The 16,007-nt window shown below is 70.3% G+C and carries 15 protein-coding genes and 1 pseudogene; 9 read left to right on the top strand and 7 right to left on the bottom strand.

The annotated features are described in order from the left end of the window. Positions 1-8: 8 nt before the first annotated feature. Genes OZ403_RS05970 through OZ403_RS05980 form a run of 3 tightly spaced genes read right to left on the bottom strand, consistent with a single transcriptional unit; the run spans position 9 to position 2,437 of the window. On the bottom strand, positions 9-335 hold the full coding sequence (locus OZ403_RS05970) for a TerB family tellurite resistance protein (protein ID WP_140788104.1): 327 nt from the start codon (positions 333-335) through the stop codon (positions 9-11). Between the two features lie 6 nt (positions 336-341). Next, a complete protein-coding gene (locus tag OZ403_RS05975) occupies positions 342-833 on the bottom strand; it encodes a hypothetical protein (RefSeq protein ID WP_201799750.1) in 492 nt (163 codons plus the stop codon). Between the two features lie 20 nt (positions 834-853). Then, a complete protein-coding gene (locus OZ403_RS05980) occupies positions 854-2,437 on the bottom strand; it encodes an SDR family NAD(P)-dependent oxidoreductase (RefSeq protein WP_140788106.1) in 1,584 nt (527 codons plus the stop codon). Positions 2,438-3,076: 639 nt separating this feature from the next. Here OZ403_RS05980 and OZ403_RS05985 point away from each other — a divergent pair. Beyond that, positions 3,077-4,780: a L,D-transpeptidase family protein gene (locus OZ403_RS05985; protein ID WP_442929760.1), complete on the top strand. Its 1,704-nt coding sequence runs from the start codon at positions 3,077-3,079 to the stop codon at positions 4,778-4,780. Between the two features lie 3 nt (positions 4,781-4,783). Here the strand turns inward: OZ403_RS05985 and OZ403_RS05990 are convergent, their stop codons facing one another. The 3 genes and pseudogenes from OZ403_RS05990 to OZ403_RS06000 all read right to left on the bottom strand — a co-directional run. Further along, positions 4,784-5,197, bottom strand: coding sequence for a secondary thiamine-phosphate synthase enzyme YjbQ (locus OZ403_RS05990; RefSeq protein WP_011551294.1), 414 nt, complete (start codon positions 5,195-5,197; stop codon positions 4,784-4,786). Between the two features lie 3 nt (positions 5,198-5,200). Continuing rightward, positions 5,201-5,935, bottom strand: coding sequence for an alpha/beta hydrolase (locus OZ403_RS05995; protein WP_140788108.1), 735 nt, complete (start codon positions 5,933-5,935; stop codon positions 5,201-5,203). 7 nt (positions 5,936-5,942) lie between these two features. Further along, positions 5,943-6,683, bottom strand: a pseudogene (locus tag OZ403_RS06000) (peptidylprolyl isomerase); the annotation flags it as partial. Positions 6,684-6,872: 189 nt separating this feature from the next. Here OZ403_RS06000 and OZ403_RS06005 point away from each other — a divergent pair. Both OZ403_RS06005 and OZ403_RS06010 read left to right on the top strand, forming a co-directional pair. Next, positions 6,873-7,844, top strand: a complete 972-nt coding sequence (locus tag OZ403_RS06005) for a hypothetical protein (RefSeq protein WP_268783671.1) — start codon at positions 6,873-6,875, stop codon at positions 7,842-7,844. A gap of 88 nt (positions 7,845-7,932) precedes the next feature. Further along, on the top strand, positions 7,933-9,030 hold the full coding sequence (locus OZ403_RS06010; RefSeq protein WP_268783672.1) for a peptidylprolyl isomerase: 1,098 nt from the start codon (positions 7,933-7,935) through the stop codon (positions 9,028-9,030). A gap of 3 nt (positions 9,031-9,033) precedes the next feature. On the opposite strand, the gene OZ403_RS06015 is transcribed toward OZ403_RS06010, so the two are convergent. After that, positions 9,034-10,017 (bottom strand): lipase, encoded by a 984-nt coding sequence (locus OZ403_RS06015; RefSeq protein ID WP_237078075.1) that lies wholly within the window; start codon positions 10,015-10,017, stop codon positions 9,034-9,036. 172 nt (positions 10,018-10,189) lie between these two features. Between OZ403_RS06015 and speD the strand changes: the two genes are divergently transcribed. From speD to OZ403_RS06045, 6 genes are read left to right on the top strand one after another with little or no spacing between them, the layout of a single operon-like run. After that, positions 10,190-10,498: an S-adenosylmethionine decarboxylase gene (gene speD, locus OZ403_RS06020; RefSeq protein WP_237080210.1), complete on the top strand. Its 309-nt coding sequence runs from the start codon at positions 10,190-10,192 to the stop codon at positions 10,496-10,498. Continuing rightward, the gene (locus tag OZ403_RS06025; protein ID WP_268783673.1) at positions 10,495-12,390 is read left to right on the top strand and encodes a DUF4178 domain-containing protein; all 1,896 of its coding nucleotides are present in this window, start codon (positions 10,495-10,497) and stop codon (positions 12,388-12,390) included. Before speD ends, OZ403_RS06025 begins: the two co-directional genes overlap by 4 nt. 32 nt (positions 12,391-12,422) lie before the next feature. After that, positions 12,423-12,584, top strand: a complete 162-nt coding sequence (locus tag OZ403_RS06030) for a hypothetical protein (protein ID WP_020478251.1) — start codon at positions 12,423-12,425, stop codon at positions 12,582-12,584. Then, complete coding sequence (locus tag OZ403_RS06035) at positions 12,584-12,811, top strand: DUF350 domain-containing protein (RefSeq protein WP_002635242.1); 228 nt, start codon at positions 12,584-12,586, stop codon at positions 12,809-12,811. The genes OZ403_RS06030 and OZ403_RS06035 overlap by 1 nt, the downstream gene beginning before the upstream one ends. A 45-nt stretch (positions 12,812-12,856) precedes the next feature. Further along, the gene (locus OZ403_RS06040) at positions 12,857-14,353 is read left to right on the top strand and encodes a polyamine aminopropyltransferase (RefSeq protein WP_268783674.1); all 1,497 of its coding nucleotides are present in this window, start codon (positions 12,857-12,859) and stop codon (positions 14,351-14,353) included. Further along, positions 14,344-15,978: an FAD-dependent oxidoreductase gene (locus tag OZ403_RS06045; protein ID WP_268784852.1), complete on the top strand. Its 1,635-nt coding sequence runs from the start codon at positions 14,344-14,346 to the stop codon at positions 15,976-15,978. Before OZ403_RS06040 ends, OZ403_RS06045 begins: the two co-directional genes overlap by 10 nt. The last annotated feature ends 29 nt before the right edge of the window (positions 15,979-16,007 follow it).

Genomic DNA, 16,007 nt, shown 5'->3' on the forward strand with positions numbered 1-16,007 from the left:
GGCGCACGTCAGTTGATGACGCCGAGCAGCTCCCGAATCTGCCGCAGCATCTCGATTTCGGCCGCGTGCACGCTGCCGTCGCTGGCGATGAGCGCCTTCGCCTCCCGGATGACGGCGGAGGGGTTGGTGCGCAGGATGCCCATGTTCGGCGGAGGCAGGGGCTCGTTGTTCCGCAGACAGCGCGTCAGCGCGGCCAGCTCCGGCAGGGGCACGCTCATGCCTCGCGCGGTGTCCAGGATGTGCCCAATCTCGGAGTGCGCGACGCGGCCGTCGACGGTGGCGACCTGGAGCAGCAGCTTGAGGACTTCGACGTGGAATTGTTCTTCGGGGCTCATGTCCCGCTAGGCTGGCTTTTCCTGGGACGCCCGTCCACCTATTGACGGCGTCAGCGCGCGGCGAAGCACCGAGTGGCGGTGCTCGAAGAGGCGCCGGATGAAGGCCTCCGCCAGCCGGCCGCCGAAGCGGGGCTCGAAGTCGAGCTGGTCGATGATGTCGACGCCGGCGTGTGTCTCGACGATGCGGCGCTCGTGCCGCCACTGACGCATCGCGCTCATGGGGGACTCCTCGACGAAGCGGCGTCCCGGCTCCAGCTCGCGCAGCGTCAGGTCGGACCAGCCCACCGGCAGCACGCCGCCCAGCAGCAGCTTGCTGCGGAACAGCGGTTGGCCCGGCTCGAAGGGTACGTCCTCGAGCCCCGTCACGCCCGGGGGCGCCGTCATCCGCAGGTACGGGTGCATCTCCGTGGAGATGCCCTTCATCGACGTCACCCACGCCCAGGCTTCAGCGGGGGTGACCTCGACGTACGATTCGAAGCGGAGACTGCGAGTTGCCATGACGCCCCCCGGTCCGCGTGTCACCACGCGGTGTGACGGTAGTCCTTGAAGAAGTTGCCCCAGACGTACTCGCCGCTGTTCTCCGAGGCGATGATGGGGTCCACCACCCGCGCCGCCCCGTCGACGATGTCCAGCGGTGGCTGGAAGTCCAGCTCCTGCACCTTGCGCTCCGCGTGCTGCGCGGGGTCCTCGTCGGTGACCCAGCCGGTGTCCACGGCGTTCATGTAGATGTTGTCGCGGGCGTAGTCCGGCGCGGAGGTCAGCGTCATCATGTTGAGCGCCGCCTTCGCCATGTTGGTGTGCGGGTGTTTGTCCGTCTTCGTCCCGCGCGAGAAGCTGCCCTCCATCGCGGAGACGTTCACCACGTGGCCGGGGGACGAGCGGTCCCTGAGCATCAGCGGCTTCAGCTTCCCGACGAGGATGAAGGGCGCCACCGCGTTGATGAGGTGGACCTCCAGCATCTCCGCCGTCTGGACCTCGGCGAGCCGCAGCCGCCACGAGTTCATGTCCCGCAGGTCCACCTGCTGCAGGTCCGCGTCCAGCCGGCCCTGGGGGAAGATGGCGCGCACGTCGCCCTCCTGTTCCAGGGCGTAGGGCAGCATGGACAGCGCGGCGGAGGAGTGGATGCCCAGCGCCGGGTCGTTGCTGCGCCAGGTGGTGGCCAGCTCCGAGCCCCCCGCTTTGCCCGCACCCAGGGCGGCCGGCTGCACCGTCGAGACGCAGGCGTCATGGCCCGCGAGCAGCGCGCGCGCCGCCGCCGGCAGGTCGTCCGCGCGGCGCATCTCTCCCGGCAGCAGGTGGCCGTAGAAGCCCGGGGGCCGGCGCACCGTCTGCGCGGCGTTGTTGATGAGGATGTCCAGGCGCTCGTGCGTCTGCTCGATGTACTTCGCGAAGAGCTCCACGCTGGGCGCGTGCCGCAGGTCGAGCCCGTGGATGTGCAGCCGGTGTGCCCAGTCCGCGAAGTCCGGCTCCTGGACGTAGCGCTGCGCGGCGTCGTTGGGGAAGCGCGTGGTGGCGATGACGCGCGCGCCGGAGCGCAGCAGCATCAACGAAGCCTGGAAGCCAATCTTCACCCGGGCGCCGGTGATGAGCGCGACCTTCCCGTTCAGGTCGGCGCGCTGGGTGCGCTTGGCGTAGTTGTAGTCCGCGCACTCGATGCACATCGCGTCGTAGAAGAAGTGCAGCTTGCGGTACTCGGCCTTGCAGACGTAGCAGCGGCGGGGCTGCTCGAGGATGCGCTCCGGTCCCGCTTCCGAGGGAGGCGGAGGCGGCAGCGCGGGCACCGTGAAGATGGCGGAGCGGCGCAGGGTGCGAATCTCCGTCGTCGCGCGGATGGCGCGGTCGTGCTCGCGCTTCGTCTTCTTCCGGTCGCGGCGCAGCGCCTTCGCCATCCGGGACTTGGTGTCGCGGTCCGGGTGCAGCACGCGTCCCGCGGCGCTCAGGAAGGCGATGCGGTCCTCCTCGGGGAGGCCGGCCAACAGGAAGCGGTCCTCGCTGATGGCCTCCAGGAGCTGGGTGACGCGGCGTACCTCGTCCAGGGACAGGGGGGCGGGGGGCGGCAGCGCTTCGGGCGCGGGGGTCGGAGCAGTCTCGGCGAGCTTCATCTCCCCGCTGCATATCTTCCGAAGGGGGCGGGTGGAAAGAGGGGCAGGGGGATGGGGCCCGGCGGCTGGGGAGGCGGGCACCCGGGCGCCAGCCTCAGGGATGGTGCGGGCTTCCGGGGGCTGGCTTCACCAGCGCGCCGCCTTGGCCTGCGTGCGGGGTGATTCGCGGGGGCTGGCTTCACCGGCGCGCCGCTTTGGCCTGCGGACCGTCATTTCCGCTGCATGTGACAAGGGCCGCTGCGATGGCACGAATTGCCCACCCACACGGAGCCCCACGCAGGCGAGCGCACCGTGGACGACGTTGAGTGTGCCGTCGCTCCTCCGTACCGTGTCAGGTCCATGCGCCGTTGGCTTCCGCTCGTTCTGCTGCTGCCTGGAATCGCCTGCACGCCGCCTCCCGGCCCGGAGGACACCTCGCCCGATGCCTCCCTGGCGAGAGTGCCCGCGCCCCGAGTGGCGGAGGAGCGCGGTGATACACCGAGTGCATCTATGTCGGTATCCAGGGCCGCTGCGTTCGACGGCGGAGCCGGGGCAGGGGCGCCAGAGGACGGCGTGGAGGTCCAAACTCCTCACGCCGATACCAACGCTCCAGGCCACCTCCTTGCTGAGCTGGGGGCGTCCGTGGCTGTCACGGAGTCCGTGTCGGAACAATTTGCCCTGGCCGACGCCTCCGCGGGCGGCAGCGCCCTCTCGCAGAGCGCGAACGCGGATGTCCGGCGCACGGCCGCGGATGCGCTGTTCGCGGCGTGGCAGCGCACCGCGGCGGATGCCGGGACGGACGGCGGCGTTGATGGCTCGGCCGAGGCGTCGCTGTCTCCGCCGCGCCGCACGCCTGACGACGGGGCGACCGTGGCGCGCGACGAGGTGCCGGCGCTGACCATCGACCCCGCCCTGGACGACCTTGCCCAGTCCGAGGAGGAAGAGGACACGCCGGGCGAAGAAGAAGTCCCACCACCCGAGCAGCTCACGGTCATCCCGGATGAGCTGCACCCGGGCGAGGAACTGGTGCTCGGCCCGGACGGTGAGCCGCTCGAGGACACGGGGCTGGTGCTCGAAGATGTCGACCCAGGACTGGAGCCCGTGAGCGGCGCGGAGGACGGAGGAACGTACGCCGTGCCCTTCGCTCCGGACGCGGGCTCGCTGCGGGTGCGCCGCTCCATCGTGGTCCGCCAGGAGCCTCGGCAGGGGGCACCGGCGCTGGGCACCGTGGCGCAGGACATGCGCGTGCGCTGGCAGGGCGAAACAGCGGTGCGCGGGCCGGACTGCGAGGCTTGGATTCAGATTGAGCCGCGCGGCTGGGTCTGCGAGCGCTACCTGGAGCCCAACTTCCGCGAGCCCCGCGTGCGTGAGCTCCCGAAGCTGCGCGAGGGCGAGCTGACGCCCGGCATCTACGCCCGTGTCGTGGGCAAGCGCGTGCGCGCCTATCCCAGCCTCGCCCTGGCGCGCGCCCGGCGAAAGGGCGTGCTGCTGAAGGGCTCCGTATCGGTGCAGCTCCGCGGGCAGGTCCGCATCCGCCGCAGGACATATTGGCGCACCACCGACGGCCAGTACCTGGAGGCGCGGGTGCTGCGCGAATACCGGCCTTCCTCCTTCGAGGGCGTGAACGCGGAGGCCATCGCCGACCTGCCGCCGACGTTCGCCTGGGCCCAGTCCCGCACGCGTCCCACCGCCGCCGTGGAGGTTCGGACAGCGCCAGACGCGAAGGCCACCCGCGAAACGGTGCTGCCACCGCGCACGATGGTGGCCGTGAAGGAGCTGTCCGAGGACGGCCACTGGGTGAGCATCGCGGAGGACCAATGGGTGGCGCGGGACGACCTGCACGTCGCCTGGTTCTCACACGCGCCGCCCCAGGTGGAGCCCGGCTCCCGCTGGCTGGACGTGGACCTGGATGCCCAGGTGCTGGTGGCCTACGAAGGTGAGCGGCCGGTGTACGCGACGCTCATCTCCTCCGGGAAGCAGGGCACGGACACGCCGGAGGGCCTGTTCCGCATCTGGATCAAATTCGCGGAGGCCGACATGACGGGCAGCGGCACCGCCGGCAACGACACCTACCGCGTGGCCACGGTGCCCTGGACCATGTTCTTCCAGGACGACTACGCGCTGCACACGGCCTATTGGCACGACCGCTTCGGCCAGCCCATGAGCCATGGCTGCGTCAACCTGTCGCCGAAGGACGCCCGCGCGCTCTATTCCTGGGCCGCGCCGCAGGTGCCCGTCGGCTGGTCCATGGTTCACGCGACGGAGGACGCGCCGGGCTCGTGGATTCGCATCCGCGGCCAGGCCCGGCCGACGGGCAAGCCGCGCAAGGTGGCGGTCGCCGCGACGCAGGTGGGCGCGCCGTAGCGGTCAGCTCACCACGGACACGGTGACGCGGCGCCGGTGCGGCGAGGTCCGGTGCTCCCAGACGTAGACGCCCTGCCACGTCCCCAGGTCCGCGCGGCCATCCTTCACGGGGATGTTCAGCGCATTCTGGGTGAGGACGGTGCGCACGTGCGCGGGCATGTCGTCCGGCCCCTCCGCGTCATGGACGAAGAGCGGGTCCCCGTCCTTCACCAGCCGCGAGAAGAAGGACTCCAAATCCCGGCGCACGTCCGGGTCCGCGTTCTCACACAGCAGCAGGGACGCGCTCGTGTGATGAAGGAACACGGTGCACAGCCCCTGGCGGGCGCCGCTCTCGGCGACGGCGCGTTGGACGTCCGCGGTGATGTCGGTGAAGCCGCGGCCCCGGCTGGACACCGTGAGCTCCTTCGCGTGGAACATGGCTCAGCGTCCACCCAGCCGCGCGGCGAGGAACGCGGCCAGGGCCTCCAGTTCCTCGGTGACGATGGCGTGCGGCATGTCGTAGGCGTGGAAGTCCACGGTGAGGCCCGACGCCACGAACATGTCCCGCAGTCGCTCGGCGTTGCCCAGGGGCAGCAGCGGGTCGTAGCGCCCGTGGGCCTGGAACACGGGCAGCCCCGTGCGGCCCTGGGCGCGGGTGCGCCACTCCGGCTCCGACGTCAGCGTGCCAGAGAGGATGCACAGCCCGGCGGGCGGCTCATCCAGGCGCAGGGCCACGTCCGTGGACACCATTCCGCCCTGACTGAAGCCGCCCAGCACGATGCGCCCGTAGGGCAGCTTCATCGCGGCGCAGAGCGCGTCCACGGTGCTCATCAGCGCCCTGCGCGCGGCGGGCATGCCCGGCGGTACGTCGCGCGCGAACTGCTCCCAGTCGCGCTGCTCCCCCCGCATCACCGCGTCGGGCAGGGGGAACCAGGCGCGTCCTCCGTGCGCCCAGGCCATGGGCCCGCCCGGGAAGACGAACCGCACGCGGTCCGCCAGCGCCGGCTGGAACGCCATCAACTCCGGCCCCAGGGGCACCAGGTCGGTGGCGGGCGCGCCCAGGCCATGGGAGAGGACGACGACCAGTTCGGGCGTCGCGCCCTCGGGGAGCGCGTCGATGACGTGGCAGTCCAGCTCCCCCAGCCGTGTGGCCACGTGGCGCAGGGCGCGTTCCATCGTCAGTTCCCGCTGCGGCCGGGGCCTGGTCGCTCATCGCGATCTTCTGGATGACGACCGGCTCCAGGGGCTTGTCGCGCGGGTCGCGCTGCACGTTGGCGATCTTCTCCACCACGTCGTAGCCCGACACCACCTCACCGAAGATGGTGTGGCGGTTGTTGAGGTAGTCCGGCGTGGAGGTGGTGATGAAGAACTGGCTGCCGTTGGTGCCGGGACCGGCGTTGGCCATGGCCAGCAGGCCCTTCTTGTTGAAGGTGCGGCCGCTCTGGAACTCGTCCTCGAAGCGGTAGCCCGGGTCGCCGCGGCCGGTGCCCGTGGGGTCGCCGCCCTGAATCATGAAGCCCGGAATCACCCGGTGGAAGATGACGCCGTCGTACAGCGGCTTGCCTTCCACGCGCTGGCCCGTCTTCGGGTCCGTCCAGGCCTTCTCGCCCGTGGCCAGGCCCACGAAGTTGGCCACCGTCTTGGGGGCGTCCTTGGAGAAGAGGCGCACGACGATGGCGCCCTGGTTCGTTTCGAGGGTGGCGTAGACGTCCTGGCCCGCCTGGACCTTCTTCGTCCATTCACCCGAGGCGGCCTCGGCGGGGGGCGCCGCGGCCGGCACCTCGGCGGCGGAAGGCGCCGAGGGCTTCGCCGGCGTCGTCGCGGAGGGCGGGGTACCACCACCCGTGGATTCCTTCTTGTCGGAGTCCTTGCAGGCGGTGAGGGTAAGGCAGAGGAGGACAGTCGTTAGGAATTGGGTCCGCATGGCGCGCGGACCTTAGCCCCTTTTCCAATGGATTCCAGGGGCTTACGGGGTCATCGGCCGGTATCTGTCAGATACTGGGAGTGAAAATCGGTAAAGTCTGTGAGTCTGGACGCAACAATTCGCCAGAAAGCCCGATGATCCGGGTAACGCTTCAAAAAAGCCCATCAAATTCCTGTAGGAGCACACCCCATGGCGCCTCCCATTCGCCGCAACGAGCCCCGTCCCGTTCCGACGCCTCCCGTGACGGCGCGTCCGACTCCGCCGCCGCCGCCTCCTCCTCCTCCTCCGGCGCGCGCGGAGGCCCGTCCCGCGCAGGCCGACCGGTTCGAGGACGCGCACAACCGCGTGACGCAGGCCGCCACTGGGCTCCGCTCGGTCTCGGATGCCGCTGTCGCCACGCAGGTGCGTGACGCCTTCGGGCCCCGCCGCTTCGGCCCCGTCAACCTGCCGGGTGGCAATGGCCCCGTCGTCGAAGGGGCGAACACCCGCCTTGCGCGCGGCGCCGGCGCCGTCAGCCTCGCGGCCAACGTGGCGCAGCTTCCCACCGGAGCCGTCGAGACGTTCCGTGACGTGCGCGATGCGCTCCGCAACCCGACCGAAGCGAACGTCCGTGAGGCGGTGGGCACCGCCTCGGGCACGCTCTCCACGGGGCTGATGGCGGCTCGGGACGGCTTGAACCTCGCGGGCAACGTCAGCAACTACCGCGCTGCCACCGACGCGGCTCGCACCGCCTTCACCGCCGCGGCCCCGGAGGCCTCGCGTGCCGCCGCCAATCGCGTGGCCACCACCGCCGCCAACACCGCGCTGGAAGGTGCGTCGCGTCAGGTCGTGCGCCGCGCGGCCGCCGAGGTCGCCGAGCGCGGACTCGAGGGCGCCGCCCGCACCGCTGGCACCGCCGCGCGCGCCGCGGTGCAGGGCGGTGGCACTGCGGTGGCGCGTGCCGCGGGCCGCTTCACCCCGGGCCTCAACGTCGCCATCGCCGCGGCGGACACCGTGGCGGCCGTGAACACCATCACGGACCCGAACGCTTCGGCTGGCAAGAAGATTACCGCGGGAGTGACGGCGCTGGGGTCCATCGCCGCCGCCACCAACATCCCGGTCGTGAGCCAGGTGGGTGCGGCCGTCTCCACCGTGTCCGGCTTCATCGGCTCCTTCTTCTAGGAAGCGCCGCGTCGTCAATCTCAACGCTCCGGGGGGCTTCGGTCCTGCCGGAGCGTTGTGCTATCCGAGGGGGACGGAGCGAGAGACCATGACGACCCATGACGATTCGCAGGGCGGTCGTAAGAATGCCCGTTCGCTGGCCGAGCTTCATGCGCTCGGCATCATGAAGAAGATGCCGGCGGCGCTGCAGCTCGACAGCACCGAGCCGGTGGAGCTTCCCACGGTGGAGGCTCCTTCGCTGGAGGGGGTGTCGGTGGCCCAGGTGGCGCCTGCGCCATTGACGGAGCAGGAACTCGTGGACCGCTTCGATGCGCTCCGTCGCCAGCACGCAGACGTCCGCGAGCGTCAGCCGGGCGAGGATGTGGCGCTCGAGGACGACGTGCTCGTGGACGTGCTGGGCTTCGCCAACAACCGGCTGATTCCCTTCTCTGTCCGGGAGAACTGGTGGGTGCGCGTCGCGGCGGACCCGGGGCTGCCCGGCTTCTTCGAATCACTGGCGGGGGCGAAGGTGGGCCAGTCGGTCGGCATCGAGCTGACGCTGCCGGACACCTATCCCGTGGAGGCGCTGCGGGGGCAGCCGGCCCGCTTCCTCGTGAGCGTGAAGGCGGCGCGAGAGCTGAAGTTGCTGGACGATGACTCGCCGGAGTTGCTGTCACGGCTGGGCATGGGCTCCATCACGGACGTCATGCGCAAGCTGGGGGACGACCTGGCCCAGGAGCGGCTCGCCGACGTCGACCGGTTGACCCAGGAGCGCGTCATGGATGTGCTCGTGGACCGCACGCCGGTGGAGGTGTCCGCCGCGCTGGTGGACGAGGAGATTCGCCGGCGCTGGGCGGAGGCCGAGCGGCCCATCCTCCAGCGCAAGGATTTCCAGCCCGACGAGCTTCAGGAGGCGCTGGAGGGGTGGCTGCAGGATCCGCTGACCCGCCTGGATGCGGCGTACCGCATCACGTTGGCACTGGTCCTGCGAGCCATCGCCGAACGCGACGGCATCCAGCCGGACCGCGCGGCGACGGACGCCATGCTGGAGGACCTCGCGAACTTCACGGGCGTCAACCGGCAGGAGCTGGGCGTGGCGGTGAAGGAGGACGAGGCGCTGGCTCGCCGCCTGTACGAGATGGCGCTGCGCTTCTCCACCATTGACCACGTGATGAAGAAGGTGACGCTGACGCCCGCCGCGGCGTGAGGCTCAGCGCGTCTCCAACGCCAGGGCGACCATCACCTCGGTGAGGTCGCCCGGGTGGTAGCGGACCATGCCTGGCAGGCCGCGCAGCGCGGCCTCCGCGTGGTCCATGTCGTGCAACCGCACCACGCGCGCGCCGGGCACCTCCGCGTCCACCGCCGTCACCATGCCGTCCGCCTGGTACCCGTAGCGCTCGTGCAGGTAGCGCTGGAGCGGGTACAGCGTGGAGGTGCGCGACAGCCGCGAGGTGGCCAGCGACACGGTGGGGATGTCGGCGGGGTAGGGGTGCTGCTGGATGAAGGCCTGCCGCTGGGGATAGGACAGCTCCTCCACGGAGCGGGACACGCCGTGGAACAGCAGCGGGAAGGCGAAGTCGATGAGCCGCCGGAGCCGGGGCGTGGTGGCCAGGTCGTGCGCGATGGATGAGCCGCCATACGGCGCCTGGAGCGTCACCACCGCGCGCACCACGTGGCGCAGCTCCGGGTAGAGCGCCAGCGTGGCGGTGCACTCCACGCCGCCCTTGCTGTGGCCCACCATCACCACGCTGCGGCCGAAGTACTCCGCGTCGCGCAGCACCTCGCGGAGCACCGCCACGTTGTCCGCGAGCAGCCCTTCGGTGTCCACCGCGGCCTCGCGCACGCTCAGTCCCCGGCGCTCCAGCCGCTGCACGTTGTCCAGCAGGTAGCCGGGCAGCTCGTCTCCCAGCATGCCGCGCACCAGCACGTACTGGTGGCGCCGGGCCTCTTGCGGCAGCACCGGCAGCCCCTGGCGGACGCGCGCGAGCAGCGCATGGAAGCGGGGCGTGAGGTCCTCGGGGGGAAGGGACTGCGCCGCCCGCTTCAGCCAGCCGGCCATGCCCGCGCAGCCAGGGCCCCACCAGCGCTCGGCGGGAGGCAGTCCGCGCAGCGTGCGAGCGAGCCGGGTGATGGCGCTCGGGGCCGCGGCGTGGGTGGACGGAGCGTGTGGGGCTTCGGGCTGCGACGGCGTCATCTCAAGAGGCAGCGTACCGGGAAGTCCGAGGCGGGCGCCAACGTAGCGTCGTGCGCGCCAGGGAGTGACTTGAGGCCGGACGCGAGGGAGGGCCCGTGATAAGACGTCCGGGGACGGGAGGATTTCGAAGCTGACCACCGGACAGGAATGGCTGGTTGACGCCAGCGGCTGCGTGCCTGGCAGCCTCAAGGACGCGGCGGCACTGGCGGCGCTCTTCGAGGCGCTCATCGTCGTGCTGGACCTGAAGGTCGTGGGCCAGCCGCAGTGGCACGTGTTCCCGGAGCCCGGTGGCATCACCGGGCTGACGCTGCTGGCCGAAAGCCACCTGGGCATCCACACATTTCCGGAGCACGGGTTCGCCGCGCTCAACGTGTACTGCTGCCGCGAGCGCCAGCGTCCGGACTTCGAGGCGCTGCTGGCGCGCCACCTGGGCGCGACGGCGTGCGTGGTGCGTGAGCTGAAGCGGGGGGTGACGGCGTGACGCAGGGGAAGTGTCCATCGTGCGGTGCGATGGTGGAGTTCACCGCCGGCTCGGCGCAGGTGGTGGTGTGCGGCTACTGCCAGACGGTGGTGGCTCGCAAGGGCCTGGACTTCGAGTCCCACGGGAAGATTGGCAGCATCGTCCCCACCGATTCGCCGCTGCAGCTCCGCGCGGAGGGGCGCTACCGCAAGGCGGCGTACACCATCGTCGGCCACCTGCAGAAGGACCACGGCGCGGGGCCGTGGGACGAGTGGTACGTGGAGTTCGCGGACGGCCGCACCGGGTGGCTCAGCGAGTCCGAGGGCGCCTTCCACCTGATGTTCGACATGGGGCCCGAAGAGGGCGTGGCGCTGGAGGACCTGCACCCGGGAGAGCGGCTGCACCTGCGAGATCGCGCGTGGGTCATCGAGGAGCGCGGCCACGGCCGCGTGGTGGCCGCCGCGGGTCAGCTCCCCAGCGACGTGGACCCCACGCAGGACGCCTGGTACGTGGACGCCACGGGGCCCAAGGGCGCCTTCCTCACGCTCGACTTCGGCACGCGCGGGCATTCCCCCGAGGCCTTCGTCGGCGAGGCGCTGAAACTGGAGCAGCTGGGCATCCCGGCCGGGCAGCTCCGGCCCCGCGTGCGCAAGGTGGAGCTGCAGCAGGCGCGCTGCACGCAGTGCAACGGCAACCTGGAACTGCACGCGCCGGACAAGACGCTGCGCGTGGCGTGCCCCTACTGCGGCGCGCTGCTGGACGCGCGCCAGGGCAAGCTGTCCTTCCTGCGCATGCTGCAGAAGCCGAGCCGGCCGCTCATCATCCCCCTGGGAACCAAGGGGAAGCTGGATGGCGCGGAGTGGATCTGCATCGGCTATCTGGAGCGCTCATGCAACGTGGAGGGCGTGCGCTACCCGTGGGAGGAGTTCCTCCTCTACAACGCGTCGCGCGGCTTCGTCTGGCTGATGAATTCCAACGGCCACTGGGTGTTCTTGAAGCCGCTGCCCGCGGGTGACGTGTCGCTGTCGCCTGACGTCGCCGCCTTCTATGAGCACCGCCGCTACAAGTGCTTCCAGCACGTCACCGCCGTCACGGACAAGGTGCTGGGGGAGTTCTACTGGACGGTGAGGGTGGGCGAGCGGGCCGAGGCGTCGGAGTACGTCGCCGCGCCGTACTCGGTGAACGTGGACGCCACGGACGACGAGGTGTCGTACACCCACGGCGAGTACCTGGAGCCCGAGGTGGTGAAGGAGGCCTTCGGCTTGCAGGAGCCGATGCCTCAGCGGGAGGGCATCGCCCCCAGCCAGCCGAACCCACACCAGTCGGGCCTGCGCTCCGTCTTCGTCTGGACTGGCCTCTGGATACTGGCGTTGTTCGTGCTGGCGGCCGTGCTGTCCTTGACCGCCGCGAAGACGGTCGTCCTGGAGGAGGCGGTGGTGATACCGCCGGATGCCACGCCAGGCACGCCGGGGGCCATGCACTTCAGCGAGCCCTTCGAATTGCCCAAGCGCGGCAACATGCGCGTGGAGATCAGCGGCACGCCCTTCAACGAGTGGCTGGGCATCCAGGGCGACCTGGTGAACCAGGACACGAACGACGTGGTCCTCTTCTACGAAGAGCTGAGCTACTACCGCGGCAACGACGGCGACGGCGAGTGGACCGAAAGCAACATGTCCGCCAGCACCTACCTGTCGCCGGTGCCCGCCGGGAAGTACGCGCTGCGCACGACGGCGAGCTTCGCGGCGAACCCGGTGCGGCCGCGGCCCATGACGTACAGGGTGAAGCTCATCCACGACACGCCCAACTCGAGCTGGTTCTGCTTCGCGCTGGGGCTGATGGTGGTGGGGCCGGTGGTGGCGTTGTATCGCTCGCACAGCTTCGAGACGCGGCGCTGGGCGGAGAGCAACGTCTAGGTTTGAGTCGTCAAACGTGACGGAGGCGCGTCATGAAGTGGTTTGGAGGACTGGTGCTGCTGGGCTACGCGGCATTGACGATTTCGGGCTGGTCCCCCTTCACGAAGGAAGAGCGGGACAAGGTACCGGGCAACGTTCGGCGTGGGCCGGGCGGCGTCCTGCTGTGGACTGGCGGCTACATGGGAGGGAAGTGATGTTGTTACTTGGCGTGGTGGTCAGCGTTCAGGGTGTGCTGGCGAGCATCATCTACTCGCTCATCGGATTGGCGGTGTTCGTGGCGGGCTTCTACGTCATCCGCCTCATCATGCCCTTCGACGTGCACAAGGAGCTGGAGGCCGACCAGAACACGGCGGTGGGCATCGTCATCGGTTCCTTCATCATCGGTCTGGCCATCATCGTGGCCGCGGCCATCAGCGGATGAAGGCGCGCGCCGCACGCCCATGCCTGTGCGAAGTGAAGTGACGCCGTGAACAAGACGCTGCTGTACATCACCGTCATCGTCATCGCGACGTGCGGGCTCATCTATGAGCTCGTCGTCGGGGCGCTCGCGAGCTACCTGCTCGGCGACTCCATCACCCAGTTCTCCACCGTCATTGGCGGCTATCTGTTCGCCATGGGCATTGGCAGCTACCTGTCGCGCTATATCGAGCGCGGGGTGGCGCAGCGCTTCGTGGAGGTGGAGCTGGCGGTGGCGCTGCTGGGCGGCATCTGCGCGCCGGTGCTGTTCCTCACCTTCACGCTGACGGACCTGTTCCAGGTGGCGCTGTACGGCAGCGTGATTGCCATTGGCGCGCTGGTGGGCATGGAGATTCCCCTCCTGCTGCGCATCCTGAAGGACCAGGTCAAGTTCAAGGACCTGATCAGCCAGGTGCTGTCGCTGGACTACGTGGGGGCGCTCGCGGCCAGCGTGGCCTTCCCGTTGCTGCTGGTGCCGAAGCTGGGGCTGGTGCGCACGTCCCTGCTGTTCGGCGTGCTGAACGCGGCGGTGGCGCTGTGGAGCACGTGGTTGCTGGCGCCGCTGTTGGGCAACCCGCTGCGGTTGCGCGTCAAGGCGGTGGGGCTGACGCTGCTGCTGCTGGCGGGCTTCGTCATGGGCGACCGGCTCACCACCTTCTACGAGGACCAGCTCTACGCGGATGACGTGGTCCACGCGTCCAGCTCGCCGTATCAGCGCATCATCCTCACGCGCGGCAAGCGGGGCTTCTCGCTGTTCCTCAACGGCAACCTCCAGTTCGCCAGCCTGGACGAGTACCGCTACCACGAGTCCCTGGTGCACCCGGCCATGGTGCGCGCGGGCAAGGTGGAGAACGTGCTCATCCTGGGCGGTGGGGACGGCCTGGCCGCGCGGGAAGTGCTGCGCTACCCGGAGGTCCGCTCCGTCACGCTGGTGGACCTGGACCCGGTGATTACGGGGCTGGCGACGAACTACGGGGAGCTGGCGAAGCTGAACCGCCACGCGATGACGGACCCGCGGATGCGGGTGGTCAACGGGGACGCGATGCAGTTCCTCACCGAGGGCGGCGCGCTGTACGACGTGGTGGTGGTGGACTTCCCGGACCCGAACAACTTCGCGCTGGGGAAGCTGTACACCACGGGCTTCTACAAGCTGCTCAAGAAGCGCATCGCGCCGGACGGCGTGGCGGTGGTGCAGAGCACCAGCCCGCTGTTCGCCCGGCGCTCCTTCTGGTGCGTGGAGACGACGCTCAGGGCCGCGGGCTTCTGGACGGAGCCGTACCACGCGCTGGTGCCGTCGTTCGGTGAGTGGGGCTACGTGCTGATTGCGCACGAGCCGCCCGCCCGGCACCGGCCGCTGCCCGAAGGGCTGCTCTTCCTGGACGACGCGACGATGGCGTCGCTCACCCAGTTCCCTCCGGACATGGGGCCCTTGCCCGCGGAGGTGAACCGGCTGAACAACCAGGTGCTGGTGCACTACTACGAGGCGGAGTGGCAGCGGTGGAACTGACGCGGCGGGAGTTGGTCGCCGCGTTCCTCGGTTCCGCGGTGGCGGCCAGTGCGTGCCGGAAGTCAGGGCCGCGGGAGCGTGTCCCTGGCGCGGTGGTGGACCAGGCCGTGGAGCTGGGGCACCGGCTGCGCGGCGGGCCGCTGCCCCGCGCGGACGTCTTGGAGCCCGTGGAGGTGCTGGTGGTGGGCGCGGGCGTGGCGGGCCTGTCCGCGGCCTGGCGGCTGGCGAGCGCGGGTGTGCGAGGCGTGCGCGTGCTGGAGCTGGAGGCGGAGCCGGGAGGCACGTCCCGCTCCGGGCGCAACGCCATCTCCGCGTACCCCTGGGGCGCGCACTACCTGCCGGCGCCGCTGGAGGACCGGGGCCCTGTCGTCCGGCTGCTGCGGGAGATGGGGGCCGTCACCGACGTGGATGACTCGGGCCGGCCGCGCTTCGAGGAGTCGCTGCTCATCCACGAGCCGGAGGAGCGCTTCTTCTACCGGGGCCACTGGTACGAAGGGCTCTATCTGCACGCGGGCGCCAGCGCGGAGGACCTGGAGGAGCTGCGGCGCTTCGAGGCGCGGATGAACGGCTTCGCCGCCGCGCGAGACGCCAAGGGGCGCCGGGCCTTCGCGGTGCCTTCCGGCCTGTCCAGTGACGACGCGGAGTGGACGGCGCTGGACGCGCTGAGCATGGCGGCCTGGATGGAGCGCGAGGGCTTCCGTTCCGCGCGGCTGAAGTGGGTGGTGGACTACGCGTGCCGCGACGACTTCGGCACCACCGCCGAGCATGTCTCCGCCTGGGCCGGCATCTGGTACTTCACCGCGCGGCAGGACGGGAATGGGGAGCGCAGCGAGGGCTACCTGAGCTGGTCCGAAGGAAACGGCCGGCTGGTGCGGCAGCTCGTGTCGGCGCTGCCGAACGGCGCGGTGGAGCGCAACGTGCTGGTGCACACCGTGGCGCCCGTGGAGGGTGGCTGCCGCGTGGACGCACTGGAGGCGGGCACTGGCAAACCCCGGGCCTTCCTGGCGCGGCAGGTGGTGCTGGCGTGCCCGCGCTTCATTGCCGCGCATGTGGTGGCGCCGTGGCGGCGGGAGCGCCCGGCATGGCTGAATGCCTTCACGTATGGGCCGTGGGTGGTGGCGAACCTGACGTTGTCGTCGCCGCCGCGCTCGCGGGGCTTTCCGCTGGCCTGGGACAACGTCTTCTATGAGAGCCGCAGCCTGGGCTATGTGGTGGCCACGCACCAGACGCTGCGCCAGGACGAGCAGGGCCCCACGGTGCTCACCTGGTACCTGCCCATGGACGGCGCGGACGTGAAGGCCGAGCGGGAGAAGGCGCTGTCGGCCAGCTACGCGGACTGGGAGTCCCTGGTGATGGCGGACATGCTGCCCGCGCACCCTGGCATCGCCGGGCAGGCGCAGCGGCTGGAGGTCCAGCGCTGGGGCCACGCCATGGTGCGGCCTACACCGGGCTTCATGTGGGGGCAGGCGAAGCAGGCCGCGGGGGAGAGCCTGGGAAGCTCGCTGCACTTCGCGCACTCGGACCTGGGCGGCATGGGGCTCTTCGAAGAGGCGAACTGGTTTGGCGTGCGGGCCGCCGAGCGCGTGCTGGCGGAGCTGGGCCGGCGTGAGGTGAGCTGGCTGTAGTCGCCGGCTGCCGCGTTCCATTCCATGCG

It is taken from the genome of Myxococcus sp. NMCA1 (genome assembly GCF_026810205.1).
In the GTDB taxonomy this organism is placed as follows: Bacteria; Myxococcota; Myxococcia; order Myxococcales; family Myxococcaceae; genus Myxococcus; species Myxococcus xanthus_A.